The organism is Streptomyces sp. CA2R106, assembly GCF_037034245.1.
Taxonomy (GTDB): domain Bacteria; phylum Actinomycetota; class Actinomycetes; order Streptomycetales; family Streptomycetaceae; genus Actinacidiphila.
The window spans coordinates 1-18183 of sequence record NZ_JBAGKC010000013.1; the positions used below are offsets into that span (position 1 = coordinate 1).

The 18183-nt window shown below is 73.3% G+C and carries 19 protein-coding genes; 8 read left to right on the forward strand and 11 right to left on the reverse strand.

Going from position 1 to position 18183, the window contains the following annotated elements; genetic code table 11:
• Positions 1-29: 29 nt before the first annotated feature.
• Together thrS and WA788_RS19780 are read right to left on the reverse strand one after the other, a co-directional pair.
• Positions 30-1295, reverse strand: a complete 1266-nt coding sequence (gene thrS / locus WA788_RS19775) for a threonine--tRNA ligase (protein WP_335979124.1) — start codon at positions 1293-1295, stop codon at positions 30-32.
• Between the two features lie 323 nt (positions 1296-1618).
• The gene (locus tag WA788_RS19780) at positions 1619-1942 is read right to left on the reverse strand and encodes an ArsR/SmtB family transcription factor (RefSeq protein WP_335979126.1); all 324 of its coding nucleotides are present in this window, start codon (positions 1940-1942) and stop codon (positions 1619-1621) included.
• An 87-nt stretch (positions 1943-2029) separates the two neighbouring features.
• Here WA788_RS19780 and WA788_RS19785 point away from each other — a divergent pair, with 87 nt between their 5' ends.
• Complete coding sequence (locus WA788_RS19785; protein ID WP_335979128.1) at positions 2030-2551, forward strand: nuclear transport factor 2 family protein; 522 nt, start codon at positions 2030-2032, stop codon at positions 2549-2551.
• 71 nt (positions 2552-2622) lie between these two features.
• Here the strand turns inward: WA788_RS19785 and secY are convergent, their stop codons facing one another.
• The 4 genes from secY to WA788_RS19805 form a co-directional block, all read right to left on the reverse strand.
• Positions 2623-3936, reverse strand: coding sequence for a preprotein translocase subunit SecY (secY, locus tag WA788_RS19790; protein WP_335979129.1), 1314 nt, complete (start codon positions 3934-3936; stop codon positions 2623-2625).
• A gap of 116 nt (positions 3937-4052) precedes the next feature.
• The gene (locus WA788_RS19795) at positions 4053-5111 is read right to left on the reverse strand and encodes an acyl-CoA dehydrogenase family protein (RefSeq protein WP_335979131.1); all 1059 of its coding nucleotides are present in this window, start codon (positions 5109-5111) and stop codon (positions 4053-4055) included.
• A 94-nt stretch (positions 5112-5205) separates the two neighbouring features.
• Positions 5206-6741, reverse strand: a complete 1536-nt coding sequence (locus tag WA788_RS19800; RefSeq protein WP_335979338.1) for an MDR family MFS transporter — start codon at positions 6739-6741, stop codon at positions 5206-5208.
• Between the two features lie 230 nt (positions 6742-6971).
• Positions 6972-7586 (reverse strand): cysteine hydrolase family protein, encoded by a 615-nt coding sequence (locus WA788_RS19805; RefSeq protein WP_335979133.1) that lies wholly within the window; start codon positions 7584-7586, stop codon positions 6972-6974.
• A 129-nt stretch (positions 7587-7715) separates the two neighbouring features.
• On the opposite strand from WA788_RS19805, the gene WA788_RS19810 reads away from it, so the two are divergent.
• A complete protein-coding gene (locus tag WA788_RS19810; RefSeq protein WP_335979135.1) occupies positions 7716-8282 on the forward strand; it encodes a TetR/AcrR family transcriptional regulator in 567 nt (188 codons plus the stop codon).
• Between the two features lie 17 nt (positions 8283-8299).
• Here the strand turns inward: WA788_RS19810 and WA788_RS19815 are convergent, their stop codons facing one another.
• Complete coding sequence (locus WA788_RS19815; RefSeq protein ID WP_335979137.1) at positions 8300-8872, reverse strand: TetR/AcrR family transcriptional regulator; 573 nt, start codon at positions 8870-8872, stop codon at positions 8300-8302.
• Between the two features lie 189 nt (positions 8873-9061).
• On the opposite strand from WA788_RS19815, the gene WA788_RS19820 reads away from it, so the two are divergent.
• From WA788_RS19820 to WA788_RS19830, 3 genes are all read left to right on the forward strand, one after another.
• Positions 9062-9874: an alpha/beta fold hydrolase gene (locus WA788_RS19820; protein WP_335979140.1), complete on the forward strand. Its 813-nt coding sequence runs from the start codon at positions 9062-9064 to the stop codon at positions 9872-9874.
• A 98-nt stretch (positions 9875-9972) separates the two neighbouring features.
• Positions 9973-10398: an organic hydroperoxide resistance protein gene (locus tag WA788_RS19825; protein WP_443034069.1), complete on the forward strand. Its 426-nt coding sequence runs from the start codon at positions 9973-9975 to the stop codon at positions 10396-10398.
• 77 nt (positions 10399-10475) lie between these two features.
• Positions 10476-11120: a TetR/AcrR family transcriptional regulator gene (locus WA788_RS19830; protein WP_335979142.1), complete on the forward strand. Its 645-nt coding sequence runs from the start codon at positions 10476-10478 to the stop codon at positions 11118-11120.
• 39 nt (positions 11121-11159) lie between these two features.
• Here the strand turns inward: WA788_RS19830 and dmpG are convergent, their stop codons facing one another.
• Genes dmpG through WA788_RS19845 form a run of 3 tightly spaced genes read right to left on the reverse strand, consistent with a single transcriptional unit; the run spans position 11160 to position 13968 of the window.
• Positions 11160-12209 (reverse strand): 4-hydroxy-2-oxovalerate aldolase, encoded by a 1050-nt coding sequence (gene dmpG, locus WA788_RS19835; RefSeq protein WP_335979144.1) that lies wholly within the window; start codon positions 12207-12209, stop codon positions 11160-11162.
• On the reverse strand, positions 12206-13153 hold the full coding sequence (locus WA788_RS19840; RefSeq protein WP_335979146.1) for an acetaldehyde dehydrogenase (acetylating): 948 nt from the start codon (positions 13151-13153) through the stop codon (positions 12206-12208). Before WA788_RS19840 ends, dmpG begins: the two co-directional genes overlap by 4 nt.
• Entirely contained in the window at positions 13150-13968 is an 819-nt protein-coding gene (locus tag WA788_RS19845) for a 2-keto-4-pentenoate hydratase (RefSeq protein ID WP_335979149.1), read from the reverse strand. Before WA788_RS19845 ends, WA788_RS19840 begins: the two co-directional genes overlap by 4 nt.
• Before the next feature lie 180 nt (positions 13969-14148).
• On the opposite strand from WA788_RS19845, the gene WA788_RS19850 reads away from it, so the two are divergent.
• Complete coding sequence (locus tag WA788_RS19850) at positions 14149-14871, forward strand: IclR family transcriptional regulator (protein ID WP_335979342.1); 723 nt, start codon at positions 14149-14151, stop codon at positions 14869-14871.
• A gap of 41 nt (positions 14872-14912) precedes the next feature.
• Here WA788_RS19850 and WA788_RS19855 read toward each other — a convergent pair whose 3' ends face one another.
• The gene (locus WA788_RS19855; RefSeq protein WP_335979151.1) at positions 14913-15497 is read right to left on the reverse strand and encodes a TetR/AcrR family transcriptional regulator; all 585 of its coding nucleotides are present in this window, start codon (positions 15495-15497) and stop codon (positions 14913-14915) included.
• Between the two features lie 260 nt (positions 15498-15757).
• On the opposite strand from WA788_RS19855, the gene WA788_RS19860 reads away from it, so the two are divergent.
• Positions 15758-16549: an alpha/beta fold hydrolase gene (locus tag WA788_RS19860; RefSeq protein WP_335979153.1), complete on the forward strand. Its 792-nt coding sequence runs from the start codon at positions 15758-15760 to the stop codon at positions 16547-16549.
• Positions 16546-18180, forward strand: coding sequence for an FAD-dependent monooxygenase (locus tag WA788_RS19865; protein WP_335979155.1), 1635 nt, complete (start codon positions 16546-16548; stop codon positions 18178-18180). The genes WA788_RS19860 and WA788_RS19865 overlap by 4 nt, the downstream gene beginning before the upstream one ends.
• The last annotated feature ends 3 nt before the right edge of the window (positions 18181-18183 follow it).

An 18183-nucleotide genomic window follows, 5' to 3' on the forward strand; every position in this document is an offset into this window, starting at 1 on the left:
CCGAACTCGAGAGCGCGCCCGCCGCACCGTCACCCCGCGCCCGGCCCGTCCCACAGCCGCACCTCGTACGCGCCCACCAGCGCGGCCACCCGCGCCGCGAACTCGCGCCCGGGCAGCGGGTCGAGGCGCCGGCCGTCCCGCAGCCGCGGCGCGACCAGGCCGCCCGCCGCCTCCCGCGCCCCGACCACCACCTGGTACGGCACCAGGCGCGCCCGGCGCACCCGCGCACCGAGACTGCCCTGCTCCGGGGCCGACACCTCCGCCCGCAACCCGAGTCCGGCGCAGCGCGCGGCGAACTCAGCGGCGGCACCGGCCTGTTCGGGCCCCACCGGCAGCACCGCGACCTGGAGCGGCGCCAGCCAGGCCGGGAACGCCCCGCCGTGCACCTCCACCAGCTGCGCCACCGCGCGCTCCACGCTCCCGACGACGCTGCGGTGCACCATCACCGGCCGGTGCCTCGCGCCGTCCGCGCCCACGTAGCCCAGGTCGAACCGCTCGGGCTGGTGGAAGTCGACCTGCACGGTGGACAGGGTCGACTCCCGCCCGGCGTGGTCGGCGACCTGCACGTCGATCTTCGGGCCGTAGAACGCGGCCTCGCCCCGCTCGGCCTCGTACGGCAGGCCGAGCCGGGCCAGGACGCCGACCAGCGCGTCGGTGGCGCGCTGCCACATCTCAGGCGCGGCCGCGTACTTGCCGCCCGGCCCCGGCAGCGACAGCCGGTAGCGCGCGGCACGCAGGCCCATCGCGGCGTACGCGGACGCGATCAGCTCCAGCGCGGCCGCGGCCTCCTGCTCCACCTGTCCGGGGGTGCAGAAGATGTGCGCGTCATTGAGCTGGATCGCCCGCACCCGGGTCAGCCCGCCGAGCACGCCCGACAGCTCGGCGCGGAACATCCCGCCCAGTTCGGCCATGCGCAGCGGCAGTTCGCGGTAGCTGCGGGACCGCGAGCGGTAGAGCAGCGCGTGGTGCGGGCACAGGCTCGGGCGCAGCACCATCTGCTCGCCGCCGACGTCCATCGGCGGGAACATGTCGTCGCGGTAGTGGGCCCAGTGCCCGGAGACCTCGTACAGCTCGCGCTTGCCGAGCACCGGCGAGTACACGTGCCGGTAGCCCGCCGCGCGCTCCCGCCCGCGGATGTACTCCTCCAGCGCGTGCCGCACCGCTGCGCCGTCGGGCAGCCAGTACGGCAGCCCCGCGCCGATCAGCGGGTCACTGCCGAACAGGCCCAGCTCGCGGCCGAGTTCGCGGTGGTCGTGCACGGCTTCGTGCGAGGCCTCGTCAACAACTTCGTCCATGGTGTGCCGCCTTCCTGCGGTGGTGGGGTCGGCGGGGCGGCCCACCACGACAGCACGAAGCCCCGGGGCGGCCGCCCCGGGGCTTCGGACTGACAGACATCGATCAGCGCGCCGGGACACTCTCCGGCGTCGTCGTGGCGTTGATCGCGGCGCGCTTCATACCGGGGAACCTAACAGCGCCGCCGCACCGGCCGCCAACGCTTTTCCGCCGGCGGTCACGGCCACGGTGCCGCTCCCGTGCGTCGCGCGGTACGGTCCCCGGGTGAGGACGGCCCCGCGCGGCTCTCCGGTCCCCCGCCGGCCCCGCACGAGCCGAGCCGCCGTCAGACGGTCTGCGGCGCGCCCTTCGCGATCAGGTCGAGGACGCCCGGGAACTCCCGCTCCAGTTCGGCGCGGCGCAGGACCGGGAACCGGTAGGCGCCCTCGGCCTGGCAGGTCGTGACGCCCGCGTTCAGCAGCTTGGTCAGGTGGTAGGAGCACGTCGAGGCCGGCAGTGACACCTGCTCCGCGATCTGGCCGGCCGTCCGCAGCTCGCCGTCGAGCAGGAGCCGCACGACCGCCAGCCGGCTCTGGTCGCCCAGCACTGCGAAGAGCCGGGCCAGGTCCGGCAGGGGCATGGGCGGTGACATGCGGGGTCTGCGCTGCATGGAGCCCATGGTAGCGTCGCAACCACATTTCCACATTCTTGGAAATGTGGTTGATGTGGCCCGGCATCAGGACGCGCGAGGAGAGCCATGAGTGACGCCGACCGGATTCAGTACCTGTGCGACCGACTGGAGATCCAGGACAAGGTCGCCCTCTACGGCCTGGGGCAGGACCTGCACCAGGCCGACAGCGGGGACGCGGACGTCCTCGCGCAGTGGGGTCAGCTCTTCACCCCCGACGCCGAGATCGACGCGACCGCTGCCGGGGGCCGGGTCTTCGACCTCGCCGGCTACGCGGAGCTGATGCGCGGCAAGGGCCTCGTCGGCGGCAAGGAGGGCCTGGGGCTCTCCTTCGACGTCTGGCAGCACATCGAAGGGCACGCCACTGTCACCATCGACGGCGACACCGCGCACTCGATCGCCCCGCACTGGCACACGCACGTGAGCCGCGACGGCAGGAGCAACACCCACGCGGTGGGCTACTGGCACGACGACTGGGTCCGCACCCCCGACGGATGGCGGATTCGGCTGCGCCGCGTCGAGCACCTGTACTTCCAGACGTTCCCGGTCGTCCCGACCCCGCCGATGGTGGCCGGAGTCGACCCGGTCTGACACCGCCCGGGCACCAGGCCGCGCCCGCGCGCCGAACCCGCCCCGCCCCGGCGGGTCGGCGCGCCGCGCGCCTACCGCAGCAGGCCCTCGTAGTGGCGATGCTGCAACTGGCTCTCGATCTGCTTCACCGTCTCCGTGCCCACCCCGACGATGATCAGGATGCTGGTCCCGCCGAACGGGAAGTCCTGGCTCGCCCCGGTCACGGCCAGCGCGACGGTGGGCAGCAGGGCGATCAGCGCCAGGTACAGCGCGCCCGGCCAGGTGATCCGGTTGAGCACGTAGCTCAGATACCGCGCGGTCGCCCGCCCGGACCTGATCCCCGGCACGAAGCCCCCGTACTGCTTCATGGTGTCCGCGACCTCGTCCGTGTCGAAGCTGATCGCGACGTAGAAGAACGCGAAGAACACGATGAGCACGGCGTACACGACGACGTAGACGGGATGGTCGCCCCTGGTCAGATTCACGCCGACCCAGGTCTTCCACCCGGCGTCGCCGCCCGCGAACTGTGCGGCCAGCGCCGGGAGGTAGAGCAGCGACGAGGCGAAGATGACCGGGATCACGCCCGCCTGGTTCAGCTTCAGCGGGATGTACGTGGAGGTGCCGCCGTACGACCGGCGGCCGATGCTGCGCTTGGCGTACTGCACCGGGACACGGCGCTGGGCCTGCTCCACGAACACCACGAACCCGACGACGGCCAGCGCCACGGCGAGCACCCCGCCGAACTCGATCCAGCCGCCCGCCAGGGAGCCCTGCTTCCGGATCGCCCACAGCGCGGACGGGGTGGTGGAGGCGATCGAGACGAACATCAGGATCGACATGCCGTTCCCGATACCGCGGTCGGTGACCAGCTCGCCGAGCCACATGACCACGCCGGTGCCTGCCGTCAGGCAGACGACCATCGTCACCGTGGTGAAGACCGACTGGTCCGGGACGATGCCGCCGGAGACCGTGCAGGTGGAGAAGAGGCCGCCGCCGCGGGCGGTGGCCACCAGGCCGGTGCTCTGGAGGAGGGCGAGCGCCACCGTCAGGTACCGGGTGTACTGCGTGATCCTCGCCGTCCCGGCCTGCCCCTCCTTCTTGAGCGCCTCCAGCCGCGGGACGACCACGGTCAGCAGTTGCAGGATGATGCTGGCGGTGATGTACGGGAGGATGCCGAGCGCGAAGACGGTGATCTGGAGCAGCGCGCCGCCACTGAAGAGGTTGACCAGCCCGAACAGCCCCTGGCTGCCCGAGGCCTGGTCCAGGCACTGCCGGATCGCCCGGTAGTCGACGCCGGGGATCGGGATGTGGGTGCCCAGCCGGTACACCACGACGACGCCGAGCGTGAAGAGCAGCTTCCTGCGCAGGTCGGGCGTGGTGAATGCACGGGCGAACGCGGCGAACACGGTACCTCCGGCGATCCTGGGCGCGCGCGGGCGCCGTCGCGGGTCGGGACTGTCGGCAAAGGGGACTGTCGGCAGAGGGGAGCGGGACTGGCGTTCGGGCGCCGGCCCAGGTCGGATCAGGAGACCAGCGCGGTGCCGAGGTTCTCGGCGGCGAGGTAGCCGCAGAGCAGGGGGTGGCGGCCGGCCACCGCGATGTCCCGCCAGTAGCGCTGCAAGGCGTTCGTCTCCCGGAAACCGGCGGCGCCGTGCAGGTCCAGCATGAGTTCCACGGCGTCCCGGCAGTCCTTGGCGGCATCCGCCATCCCCGCGCGCAGCCGCGCGCCCGCCGCCTCGTCCAGGTCCTCCCGCGTGCTGTCCTGAGCGGTCGTCAGCGCGGTGCGCTCGGCCCGCTCCACCAGCCAGGCGGCCCTGGCCAGCCAGTGCCGGGCCCCGGGCGAGTCGCCCATGCCGGCGTAGCCCGTCATGTAGGGCTTGCGGCCGGACCGGAACATCGCCTCCACCGTGTCGAGCGCGCCCCGCGCGCCGCCCACCACCGGTGCGAGCAGGCACAGCGCGAAGAACAGCTGGTCCTGGCGCCGGGGCGGGCCGCCGGGTGCGATGCGGTGCGCGGGTATCAGCAGACCGTCGGCGACGAGCCGCTGGCTGCCGGTGCCGCGCATGCCCGCCATGTGCCAGTTGCGTTCGACGCGCAGGTCCCCGAGGGGCACGGCTGCGACGTGGTATGCGTCGTCGACCATCACCGCGAGGTTCGCCCACGCGGCCGCCTCGCACCCGGAGACGTTGTCCCACTGGCCGCTGACCCGTACCCCGCCGGCCTCCCGCACCCCGCGGCCGGACGGGTGGCCGGAGCCGCAGGCAAGGGAGTCCGGGTCGCCGAAGACCTCCTTGTGGGCGTCGGCGCCCAGACCCTGGGCGAGGAGCGTCTTGGCCGTGGCGGACGTGGCCGCGACCCATGCGGCCGACGGGCAGCCGCGCCCCAGTTCGGCGAGACGGCGCACCGCCGCCGGCGCGTCGGCCCACTCCCCGCCGTACTCGAGGGGCGTGCGCAGCGCCAGCGCCCCGCTGTCCCGCAGGACGTCGAGGCTCGCCGCCGCCGGCCGGCCGCGCTGCTCGGTCTCCTCGGCGTTGAGCCGCAGGATCTGCCCGGAGGGGGTGAGCGGTGAACTGTTCATCATGGAAACGCGATCCCTTCTGTGGTGGACGCGCGGGTACCGACGACGGCCGGCCGCCTGTGCGGGGGAAGCCGTCGCGCGTGAAGAAGTGCGGGAGTTACGGGGTCGGTTCGTCCGCGGGCCGCTCCGGGCCGCCGGACGAGCGCAGCGGCACCTCCTTGATGAAGAGGGTCACCAGGAGGGCGAGCAGCGCGATCGGGGCGACGTACAGGAAGACGTCCCCGATGCCGTGGCCGTAGGCGCCCTCCAGCCAGTCGCGGACGGCGTGCGGCAGCGCGGCGGGGTCGGGCAGTTCGCCGCCACCGGACGCCTTCGCGGCCGCGGCCCGGTCCTGCGGGCCGAGCCGGCCGATGGTGCCGGCGGCGTGGTCGCCGATCCTGGTGGTGAGCACCGAGCCGAGCACCGAGACGCCCACCGCGCCGCCGAGCGAGCGGAAGAAGGTCACGGTGGACGACGCCGCGCCGAGGTCGTCGGAGGACACCTGGTTCTGCGTGCACAGCACCAGGTTCTGGAGGGTCGTACCGACGCCGAGCCCCATCAGCGCCATGCCGCCGGCGACGTACGCGTACGGGGTGTCGTACCGCAGCGCGCCCAGCAGGGACACGCCCGCCGTCAGCAGGACGCCACCCGTCACCAGCCAGGCCTTCCAGCGGCCGGTGCGGCTGATGAACCGTCCGGAGACGGTGGAGGAGACGAACAGGCCGGCGATGAACGGGATCGTCATCAGGCCCGACATGGTCGGTGTCGCGCCGCGGGCGAGCTGGAAGTACTGGCTGAAGAACACGGTGCCCGCGAACAGCGCGACGCCGACGAAGAGCGAGGCGCCGGACGCCAGCGCGACGGTGCGGTTGCGGAACAGGCGCAGCGGGACGACCGGTTCGGCGGCCTTCGTCTCGACGAACAGGAAGACGAGCGCCAGCACGGCCGACGCGCCCACCAGCGCGCAGGTCTGCCAGGACAGCCAGGCGTACCTGTCGCCGGCGAAGGTGACCCAGATGAGCAGCGCGCACACGGCGGCGGTGACGAAGAAGGCGCCGGCCCAGTCGACGGTGGCCTTCCGCCGGGGCACCGGCAGGTTGAGCGTGCGCTGGAGCACGACCAGCGCGATGACGGCGAAGGGCACGCCGACGAACAGGCACCAGCGCCAGCCGAGCCAGGAGGTGTCGGTGATGACGCCGCCGAGCAGCGGGCCGCCCACGGTGGCGACGGCGAAGGTCGCGCCCAGGTAGCCGGAGTAACGGCCGCGCTCGCGCGGGGAGATCATCGCGGCGAGCACGATCTGCCCGAGGGCCGACAGCCCGCCGACCCCCAGGCCCTGGACGACCCGCGCGGTGATCAGCGTGGTGGGGTTCTGCGCGAAGCCGGCGATCAGGGAGCCGGCCACGAAGACGACCAGCGAGGACTGGACCAGGACCTTCTTGCTGAACTGGTCGGCGAGCTTGCCCCACAGGGGCGTGGAGGCGGTCACGGCGAGGAGCGAGGACGTGACGACCCAGGTGTAGGCGCTCTGGCCGCCGCCGATGTCGCCGATGATCCGCGGCAGCGCGTTGGTGACGACGGTCTCCGACAGGATGGCGCAGAACAGGCCGAGCAGCAGTCCGGACAGGGCGCGCATGATCTGCGGATGGGCCATCGGCTCAGGCGCGCCCCCGTCCTTGCGAGGGGTGCGCGAGGGCACACCTGTTTCGGGCAGGGTGGGCATGGGTTTTCCTCACGTGGTGGGCAGCCCGGGTCGAGCGCGGCGCGTCGGGTCGCGCCGAACGCCCTTGCCCGGGGCTCGCCCAGTCACCCTACCAAGAAAATGAGGCAGAACGTTCTGTCTCTTAAAAACGGTACGAGGAAGCCCTGCCCGCGAGCGGCGCGTCAGCGCGCGTGCGCCAGGGAGTCGGCGACCTCGTCGGCGGTCGCGATCCGGTGGGCGTAGCGCGGCCAGTTGAGCTCGATCGTCGCGCGCTGCATCGCTCGCGTGAACGTGGCCACCGCGTCGGACACGAAGGTCACGTGGTAGCCCTTCTCGACGGCGTCGCGGCCGGTGGAGTCCACGCAGGTGTTGGTGGTCAGGCCGCAGAGGATCAGGTGGTCGATGTCGCGCTGCCGGAGCTGCGTGTCCATGTCCGTGCCGTGCAGCGCGTCGAAGGTCTTGTGCGGGGTGACCACGACCTCGCCGTCGGCGGGTGTGAAGTCGGGGTGGAACTCGGCACCCCAGCTCCCGGCCTGGAAGAGCTGGGCGTGGGCCATGCCGTCGTGGCTGGGGGTGCGGTGGTGCCAGGGGCCGTAGTCCCACGGCTGGGTCACCATCGGCGCGTGCAGCACCTGGACGCCGGCGGCGCGCGCCGCCTCCAGGGTCCGCTTCATGTTCGGCACCGTGCCGACCTCCTCGCAGACCTCGCGCAGCCCCGGCCACGCCTTGCCGTGCTCGGAGATGAAGTCGTTGGTGGCGTCGACGAGGACGAGGGCGGTGCGTGCGCGGGTGTACATGGTCTTCCTTCCGCTTGCGTCGGTCCGGGCGCCGGCGGCCCGGCGAATTAGCTCGTACGGTCATACTAGCAACGCTGCTCGCTCGTACGTACGTCCTGGTAGCGTGGGGAGACAGGCGAGGAGGGTGTGATGGGGCGGCGGACGGACACGCGGGACCGCATCATCCGCGCGTCGATGCGGGCCATGCGCGAACAGGGGTACGGCGCGACCGCCATCAGCGACATCGTGAACGCGTCGGGTGCCCCGCGCGGGTCCGTGACCTTCCACTTCCGCGGCGGCAAGGACGAGATCGCCGCCGAGGTGGTCGCCCTGCGGACCGCTCAACTGCTGGAGCGGATCGAGGCGACCGCGGCCGGCGCCGGCTCGGCCGCGGACTTCGTGGCGGCGTGCGTCGACGCGGTCGCCGCGGAGTTCGCCGGGTCCGGCTTCACCGCCGGGTGCCCGGTCGTGCCCATCTGCATCGAGCGCTCCACCCGGGTGCCCGAACTCCGGGACGCGGGAGCCGACTTCTTCCGGGCGTGGCGAGGGTCACTGGCCCGTCACCTCGCCGCGCGCGGGATCGACGCCTCACGCGCCGACCGCGTGGCCACGCTCGCCGTCAGCGCGGTCGAAGGGGCCCTCGTCATCAGCCGCGCCGAGCAGAGCGTGGACGCCCTCCTCGCCGTTCGCGACGAACTGCGGCTGCTGCTCGCCTGAGGCCGTGTCGGCGGCGGTCAGCCGGCCGGGCGGTGGAGGATCGCCTGGCAGCCGCGCAGGAAGGAGCCGGCCGCGCCCGCGGGGTCGCCGAGGTATCCGGAGACCATGGCGCCGTCGCGCAGCACCATCAGGTCCTCCGCGGCGGCGGCCTGCTCCGCCAGCCCGAGCGGCGCGATGAGCTGCTCGAAGGTCTTCGTGTACCAGGCCCGGTGCGCCTGGACGACCTGGCGTACGGCGCCGGCCGGATCGGGGTACTCCGCGGCCGCGTTGATGAAGGCGCAGCCGCGGAAGCCCGGGCTGCACGCCATGGCGCCGATCGCCTCCGCGATCAGCCGCAGCGCCGTGTCGATGTCGCCGCCGGCCCGGGCGATCACCGCGTCGATGGCCTCGCGCTCCAGTGCGGCGCGCCCCTCCAGGTAGGCCACCACCAGGTCGTCCTTCGTCCTGAAGTGCCGGTAGAAGGTCACCTTCGTGGTGCCGACCCGCTCGATGATCCGGTCCGCGCTCACCGCCCGCAGGCCGTGTGCGTAGAAGAGTTCGGTGGCCGCGTTGATCAGGCGTTCTCGTACCGGCACGTTCACATCGCTCATGGTACGGGCTCCTCTCGCCTTGCCCCGGGCGGTTCCGTGTGGCACTGTGTCCCTCGTCGGTAGAGTTACTAGTTAGTCTACCTGGCGGAGGGGCGGAAGCCCATGGCATCGGCGCGGTCGCAGCGGACGACTCTCCCGCGCCGAGGGATCACCCCCTCCAGCCACGCCTCGCTCAAGAAGGGCTCCACCATGCGTATCCGTCTCTCCCGCCGTACCGCACTCGCCGGCGCCGGTGCCGCCGCCGCTGCCGCGCTGATCGGCGCGACCCTGCTGCCCGGCGTCGCCGACGCCGCCGACCACGGCGCCGGCCCGCGCGCCCAGCAGCCCAAGCCGACCGTCGTCCTGGTGCACGGGGCGTGGGCCGACTCGTCCAGCTGGTCGTCGGTCATGACCGAACTGCGCCACGACGGCTATCCGGTGCGCGCCATCGCCAACCCCCTCCAGGGGCTGACCGGCGACTCGGCGTACGTCTCCAGCTACCTGTCCACCATCAAGGGCCCGGTCGTCCTGGTCGGCCACTCCTACGGGGGCGCGGTGATCACCAACGCCGCCGCCTCGGACCCCGAGGTCAAGTCCCTCGTCTACATCGCGGGCTTCATCCCCGAGAAGGGCGAGACGGTCGGCGACCTCGCCGCCAGGACCACGCCGTCACTGCCGCTGATCTCGACCCAGGTCCCGGGCGGCACCGAGGTGTCCATCGACCCGGCGCACTTCCGGCAGTTCTTCGCGGGCGACGTGGACCCGGACACCGCCGCCGACCTGGCCGCGGCCCAGCGCCCGGCCAACACGAAGGCGGTCACCGACCCCAGCGCCGAAGAGGCCTTCCGCACCATCCCCTCCTGGGACCTGGTCACCCTCGAGGACCACGCGATCGCCCCGGACGTCCAGCGCTTCATGGCCGCACGCGCGCACGCGCACGTCAGCGAGGTGAAGGCCTCCCACGCGGTCATGGTCAGCCGGCCCGCAGCCGTCACCAAGATCATCGAGCAGGCCGCGCGCTGAGCCCGCTCGATCCCGGCGCGGTCCCGACCGGACCGTCGCCCGCCTTCCCGCACCACCCCACCGCACCCCACCGAGACACCATCGAGGAGAACCTGATCATGAGTCAGTCACTGGACGTCCTGTACGTCGCCGTCGCCACCGCGGAGAACGGCCGGGACGGCCGCGTCGCCACCGACGACGGCAAGCTGGACGTCGTCGTCAACATGCCCCAGGCGATGGGCGGCAGCGGCGTCGGCACCAACCCCGAGCAGCTCTTCGCGGCCGGCTACAGCGCCTGCTTCCAGGGCGCGCTCGGCCTCGTCGCCCGGCAGGCCGGCGTCAGCATCACCGGCTCGCTGGTGACCGCGCGCGTCAGCATCGGCAAGACCCACGACGGCGGCCTCGGCCTGGCCGTCGAGATGCAGGTGTCGCTGCCGGGCGTGGACCCGGCCGTCGCGGGCGGACTGGTGGAGAAGGCACACCAGGTGTGCCCGTACTCCAACGCCACGCGCGGCAACATCGACGTGGCGCTGAGCCTCGTCTGACGGCCGACCGGCCGGCGGGGCGACAGGCAGGGACCGTGCCCGGGGGAGCGGCCCCTGCCTGCCCCTATCATTGACGGGTGGTGAAGGAAACCGACCCCGCGACGACCGGCGCCCCCGTGAGCAGCCGCGGCGCCATCCTGGACGCCGCACGGGTCCTCGTCACCAGCCGCGGGTACGACGGCATGTCGATCTCGGACCTGACCGCCCGGTCCGGGCTGCCGGCCAGTTCGATCTACTACCACTTCGGGAACAAGCTCGGCGTCCTCGCGGCCCTGCTGGAACGCACCTTCGACGAACTGCACGCCGCATTCCCGAACCCCTCGTCCTACGACGGCCACGAACCGCTCGAACGCTTCGAGAAGTGGGTCACCGCGGCCTGCGCCTCCCTCGACGAGCGGCCGGAGTACCTGCGCATCCTGCTGGCCATCAGCGTCGGCCCGCACAAGGACGCGGAGTCGGTGCTGACCACGGTGCGGCGCATCCGCGCCTACGCCCGCGCCTCGTGGGTGGAAGCCCTCACGCCCGTGCTCGCGCCGGACGGCAAGGAGGCCGACGCGGCGCTCGTGGACCGGATCGCCGTGCTCGGCCAGGCCATGATCGACGGGCTCGCGGTGACCAACAGCTTCGACGGCGCCGCCTACAGCGCGCAGGTCGGCGGCATCGTCGCCCTGGTCCGCGGCCTCGCGGAGCAGCGGGGCCGCGGACCGGCGCACGTCTCCTGACGGCGCACGCCTCCTGATGGCGCGGGTCGGACCGGGGGGTCAGAAACCGGTCGACGTCGAAGGCGAAGGCGACGAGGCAGGCGCGGCGGCAGCGGCGAGGTCGAGGGCGATGTCGGTGATCATGTCCTCCTGCCCGCCCACCAGTTGGCGCCGCCCGACCTCGACGAGGATGGCCCGGGTGTCGACGCCGTACCGGTGGGACGCTGCCTCGGCGTGCCGCAGGAAGCTGGAGTACACCCCGGCGTAGCCGAGGGTCAGCGTTTCGCGGTCCACCCGCACCTCCCGGTCCTGGAGCGGGCGCACCAGGTCGTCGGCGGCGTCCATCAGCGGGAACAGGTCACAGCCGTGGTCCAGGCCCATCAGGTCGGCGACGGCCACGAACGCCTCCAGCGGGCAGTTGCCGGCCCCCGCGCCCTGCCCCGCCAGCGACGCGTCGATCCGCGCCGCGCCGTTCTCGACGGCGACGACGGAATTGGCCACGCCGAGACCGAGGTTGTGGTGGGCGTGGATGCCCAACTCGGTGGCCGGGTCGAGGACGTCGCGGTAGGCGCGGAAGCGGTCGCGCACCCCGTCCATGGTCAGGCGCCCGCCGGAGTCGGTGACGTAGACGCATCCGGCGCCGTAGGACTCCATCAGCTTCGCCTGGCGGGCGAGTTCGGCCGGTTCGGCCATGTGGGACATCATCAGGAAGCCGGCCACGTCCATGCCCGACTCGCGGGCGGCGGCGATGTGCTGGGCGGAGATGTCGGCCTCGGTGCAGTGGGTGGCCACCCGCACCGACCGGATGCCCAGCGCGTGGGCCTGCTTCAGGTCGCGCAGGGTGCCGATGCCGGGCAGGAGCAGCGTGGTGGGCACCGCGCGGGTCACGGCGCCGCAGACGGCCTCGATCCACTCCCAGTCGGTGTGGGCACCGATGCCGTAGGTGATGCTGGAGCCGGACAGGCCGTCGCCGTGGGCGATCTCGATCGCGGCGACCCCGGCGGCGTCCAGGGCGGTGGCGATGGTACGGGCCTGGTCGACGGTGTAGCGGTGCCGGACGGCGTGCATGCCGTCCCTGAGGGTCACGTCCTGCACGTACAGCGACGTCATCGGGTCGCCGCCTTTCCGGAGCGGTGCGCGGCCAGGCGCTCGGCGGTGCGCAGCGCGGCCGAGGTCATGATGTCGAGGTTGCCGGCGTAGGCGGGCAGGTAGTGGGCGGCGCCCTCCACTTCGAGGAACACCGACACCTTCGCGGCCTGCCCCGAGCGCATGGCGGCCGGCAGCAGCGAGCGCAGCGGGTCGTCGCCGGGCACCCGGTCGAACTGCACCTTCTGCTTCAGCCGGTAGCCCGGTACGTAGGTCCGGACGCGCTCGGCCATCTCCTGCACCGACGCGGTGACCGCGGCGTCGTCGCAGTCGCCGACCAGGCAGTGCACGGTGTCGCGCATGATCAGCGGGGGGGCGGCCGGATTGAGCACGATGACCGCCTTGCCGCGCGCGGCGCCGCCGACCTTCTCCACGGCCGAGGCGGTGGTCTCGGTGAACTCGTCGATGTTGGCCCGGGTGCCGGGGCCGGCCGAGCGGGAGGCGATCGAGGCGACGATCTCGCCGTAGTGCACCGGCGTGACGGCGGCGACCGCGGCGACGACGGGGATGGTGGCCTGGCCGCCGCAGGTGACCATGTTGACGTTGCCGGCGTCCAGGTGCGCCTCGCCGTTGACCGGCGGCACCACGTACGGGCCGAGCGCGGCGGGGGTGAGGTCGACGACCGTACGCCCCAGCGCGCGCAGCACCCGGTCGTGGCGCCGGTGGGCGCCGGCGGAGGTGCCGTCGAAGACGAGGGACACGTCCGCGAACTCGTCCATGGCCACCAGCCCGTCGACGCCCTCGTGGGTGGTGGCGACCTTCAGCCGGCGGGCGCGGGCCAGGCCGTCGGACGCGGGGTCGATGCCGGCCATGGCGGCGATCTCCAGGGTCTTTGACAGCCGCAGGATCTTGATCATCAGGTCGGTGCCGATGTTGCCGGACCCGATGACGGCGACCTTCGCCGTCATGCGCCGGCTCCTTGCGGGGCGGCGGTCGCGAACTCGGCGCCTACCGTGCCGAGGCCGTCGATGCTGGCGTTGAACGTGTCGCCCTCGGCGGCGGCCACCATCGGGCCCAGCGCGCCGGTCAGGACGATCTCGCCGGCCCGCAGCGGGTCGCCGAGCCGGCTGAGGGTGGCGGCGAGCCAGAGGGCGGCGGTCAGCGGGCTGCCCAGGCAGTCGGCGCCGGTGCCCTGGGAGGCCGTCTCGCCGTTCTTCACCAGGGTCATCCGCGCGGCGCGCAGGTCGACCCGGTCGAGCGGCACCGGTGTGCCGCCCAGGACGAACAGGCCGCAGGAGGCGTTGTCGGCCACGGTGTCCACGAGGGTGATGTCCCAGCCGGCGATACGGCTGTCGACGATCTCCAGCGCGGGCAGCGCGAACGCGGTGGCCCGCAGCAGGTCGGCCGCGGTCGGCTCCCGGTGCGGCAGGTCGGCGCCCAGCACCAGCGCGACTTCCGCCTCCACCTTGGGCTGGAGCAGCCGCCCGGCGGCGACCGGCTGTCCCTCGGGCACCGCCATGTCGGCGAAGAGCACGCCGAAGTCGGGCTGGTCGACGCCGAGTTGGCGCTGTACGGCGGGCGAGGTCAGACCGATCTTGCGGCCCACCGGCCGCCGCCCCTCGGCCACGGCGCGGGCGACGTGCCGGCGCTGTACGGCGTAGGCGGCCTCGAGGTCCGCGGGCGGCAGGAGCGAGCGCACCGGGGGGCAGGGCGTTCCGGTACGGGCGGCTTCCGCCAGCACGGCGGCCGCCTCGGCCACGCCGTCGGGGCCGGGGGCGGTCATGGCCGTCCGCCGTTGACGGCGGGGCGGCGGTGCGGGGCAGGCATCAAGGGTTCCTCCGGGAAGGGGAGTCGCGGGACCGGCGCTGGGGTGGCCGACCGCCGGGGCGTTTCCCAGGTATAGGAGGAGGCTTTCGGGACCGGCAAAATACGTTCCATGACACGGAACAGCAGCCAGGGGAACATGCTCGACAAGGCGGCAGCCGTCCTGGAGTGCTTCCAGCCGGACGGCGGCGCGTTCCGTCTCACGGACATCGCCGCCCGCACCGGGCTGGCCAAGACGACCGCGTTCCGGCTCTGCGCGGACCTGGTGCGCCTTGGCCTGCTCGACCGGGACGGCGACGGCTACCGGCTCGGCGGCAAGCTGTTCGAGCTGGGCTCACTGGTGCCGCGCCGCTTCCACCTGCGCGAGGTGGCGCTGCCCTTCCTCCAGGATCTGTTCGAGGCCACGCACGAGACCGTGCACCTCGGCATCCGGGAGGGGCGGGAGGTGGTCTATGTGGAGCGCATCCACGGCCACCGGGCGCCGGTGCTGCCCTCCCGGATCGGCGGCCGGCTGCCGCTGACGTGCACCGGGGTCGGCAAGGCGCTGCTGGCGTTCGCCGGCGAGGAGCTGATCGAGGAGGTGCTGGCGGCGCCCCTGCCCCGGCTGACCCCGCACTCGGTCACCGACCCGGCGCGGCTGCGCACCCTCGTCGGCCAGATCCAGGCGGCCGGCCTCGCCCACGAGGAGCAGGAGGCCGCTGTCGGCGTGTGCTGCATCGCCTCGCCCGTCTTCGACGGGGCGACCGCCGTCGCCGCGCTGTCGGTGGCCGTGCCCCGCGCCCGCTTCCGCTCGGCCCGACTGGCACCGGCGGTTCGGACCGCGGCCCTCGGGCTGTCCCGCGCGCTGCGTTCAGGCAGGTGAGGAGGGGGTGACGAGGTGACGGCCGCCCGCGGCCCAGGGGTTCAGGCGCCGCGGACCCGCAGCAGGCCGTCGACGCCGTCGAGGAAGGTCTCGGAGATCAGCTGGGGGTCGAAGAGGCAGCCGGCGGCCATCGCCCCGTCGCGGAGCATCACCAGGTGCCGCCCGGCGGCGTCGGCGGGGCCCTCGCCCGCCTGCGCGATCAGGTCGGTGAGGGTCTGGAGGAACCAGTCCCGGTGGGCCATGACGGCCTGGTGGATCGGGTGGGACGGGTCGGGGTACTCGGCGACGGCGTTGAGGAAGGCGCAGCCGCGGAACCCGGGGGAGCGGATGCCGTCGGTGATGGACCGGGCGACGGCCCGGATCTGCTCGCGCGGCGACGGGCTGCTCCCGACGGCCTCGGCGACCTGCGCCCGGATGCCCTGGTCGGCCTGGGCGAGGTAGGCCAGGACGAGTTCCTCCTTGCCCGGGAAGTGCCGGTACAAGGTGGCCCGGGTGACCTTGGCCTCCGCGACGATCCGGTCGACGCCGACGGAGTGGATTCCCTCGGTGTAGAAGATCCGCGTGGCCGTGTTCAGCAGCCGGGCTCTCGCCTCCGAGGTGCTGCCACCCTCTGTACTCCGACTCATGGTGCCCAGACTAACAAATGGCAGAACGTTCGGTCTCGGCCAGGTCGGCTAGCTAGAGAGAACGTTCTGTCTTGACAGCGCGGCCGGACCGTTGCCATCCTGAGGCGCGTCGGGCGGGGCCGCTCCTGCTGGTCAACGCCTCGGCCACATCGTAGAGTGAACGCTACATACAGACGGGTGGTCCGCGCCCGGCGCAGCTCCCGGCGCCGCCCCGTCCGCCCGCAGGCGCACACGACCGTCGCAACGAAGCGAGGTTTGCCTTGAACGTTCCCGAGCCCGGCAGGCGGGCCCACGCCACTGCCTCGACCGGGCCCCCGCTCGTCCTGCTGCACGGCGGCGGACCGGGCGTCGACGCCGACAGCAACTGGGCGGCCGTGCGCACCCGGCTCGCGGCGGACTTCCGCTGCCTGGCCCCCGACCTCCTCGGCTTCGGCACGCGGATCGCCGGCACCGGCGGGCTGGCGGGCCCGCGCGCCTGGGCGGCGGCCAGAGCCCGGCAGATCGTGGACCTCCTCGACCGCCACGGCATCGAACGCGCGCACCTGGTCGGCAACTCGGCCGCGGGCGGCGCCGCCGCGCTGGCCCTGCTGGCCCGGGCACCCGACCGGATCGGGCGCGCGGTGCTGATGGGCGGCGCGGGCACCGGGCCGCTGCCGGCGAAGGTGCCCTTCTACGACGATCCGACCCTGGCGTCCATGCGCGCCACCCTCGGCCGGCTGGTCGCCGACGAGGCCGGCCACGAGGCGCTGCTCGGTGAACTCGCCGTCATCCGGCTGCGGCAGGCACTGCGCCCGGGCGCCGAGCAGGCGTTCCGGTCGATGTTCACCGAGGTCGTGGGTGGCCCGCCGCCCCCCGACCCCGCCACGATCGTCCACCCGGTCCTCGCGCTGCACGGGGAGCGCGACCGCGTCTCGCCGGTCGAGGTCTCCCGGCGCCTGGCCGACGCCCTGCCCGACGCCCGGCTGGAGGTCGTGGCCGGCGCGGGGCACTGGATACACGTCGACCGGCCGGACACGTTCCACCGCCTGGTAGGAGAGTTCCTGAGCGCATGACAGAGCCCATCAGCAGCAATACACCGGAGCAGGTCGGGGTGCTGATCGTCGGCGCCGGGCCGGCCGGTCTGACCCTCGCCCTCGACCTGGCCGGGCGCGGCGTGCCCTGCCACGTCGTGGAAGCCACCGAGGAACGCGGCGCCAACCCCCGCTGCAACACCACCTCGGCCCGGTCGATGGAGATCTTCCGGCGGCTCGGCCTCGCGGACGACATCCGGCGGGCCGGCCTGCCCCAGGACCACCCCACGTCGATCCACTACCGGACCACCCTGAACGGCGAGGAGATCTACCGGCTCGACCTGCCCGCATCCCGCGACGTCCTGGACGGGGCGGGCAAGCAGGACTGGCCCACCCCGGAGCCCCAGCACCGCATCTCCCAGCTCTTCCTCGAACCGATCCTGGAGCGGCGCGCGACCGCGCTGCCGGGCGTCACCCTCGAGCGCGGCACCCGGCTGGTCGGGCTGCGTCCGTACGACGACCACGTCGAAGCGGTCGTGGAGAGCGCCGGCGCGCTGCGCACCCTGCACTGCGCCTACGTGGTCGGCTGCGACGGCGCCCGCAGCACCGTCCGGCGCCAACTGGGCATCCGCTACGAGGGCGTCGACGCGATCCAGCAGTTCGTCTCGACGCTCTACCGCTCGCCCGCCCTCGGGCGGCTGGCCGCGCGGGACCGGGCATGGACGTACTGGACGTACGGCCGCCGGATCTCCTCGCTGATCGCCATCGACGGCGGCGAACTGTGGCTGCACCACGTCGCCTTCGGCCCCGAGCACGACACCGGGGCCGAGGACCCCGAAGCGCTCCTGCGGGACGCGGTGGGGGAGAGCGTCCCGCACGAGGTGCTGGGCGTGGTGCGCTGGACCGGCCGCCGCCTGGTCGCCCAGCGCTACCGGGAGCGGCGGGTGTTCCTGGCCGGGGACGCCGCGCACCTGTGGATTCCGGTCGGCGGCTTCGGCATGAACGCCGGCATCCAGGACGCGGCGGCGCTGGGCTGGATGCTCGCCGCCGTCCACCACGGGTGGGCGCCGGCGGAGCTGCTGGACGCCTACGAGCTGGAACGCAAGCCAGTGGGCGAGCAGTTCGCCCGTGCGGTGGGCGCCGCTGCGCACCAGGCGTTCGCGGGCTTCCCGCCCGGCATCCACCGGCCCGGCGCCGAAGGCGCGCGGGCCAGGGCCGAGTTCGCGCGCCGGCTCGCGGTCAGCGAGCCGCCCCGGTACTCACCCGACGGCTTCAGCTTCGGCTACCACTACGCGGGCTCGCCCCTGGTGGTCGGCGGCCGACAGCAGCCGGAGATCGCCATGGGGACGTACTTGCGGCGGGCACAGCCCGGCTTCCGGCTGCCGCACGCCTGGCTCGACGACGACCGGTCCGTGCTCGACGTGCTCGGCCCCGGCTTCACCCTGCTGCGCACCGACCCGGGTGTCAGCACGGCGGCCTGGAAGGCGGCGGCCGACGCGCTGGGGGTGCCCCTTTCGGTGGCCGACCTGCCCGCGGAGCACTCCGACCGCTATCCGGCCGAGCTGCTGCTCGTACGACCCGACAGCCACGTGGCCTGGATGGGCGGGGCGGACGCCGACCCCGGCGCACTGCTGCACACCGCCACCGGGCGGGCCGCCGCCCGCCGGCCGTAGAGA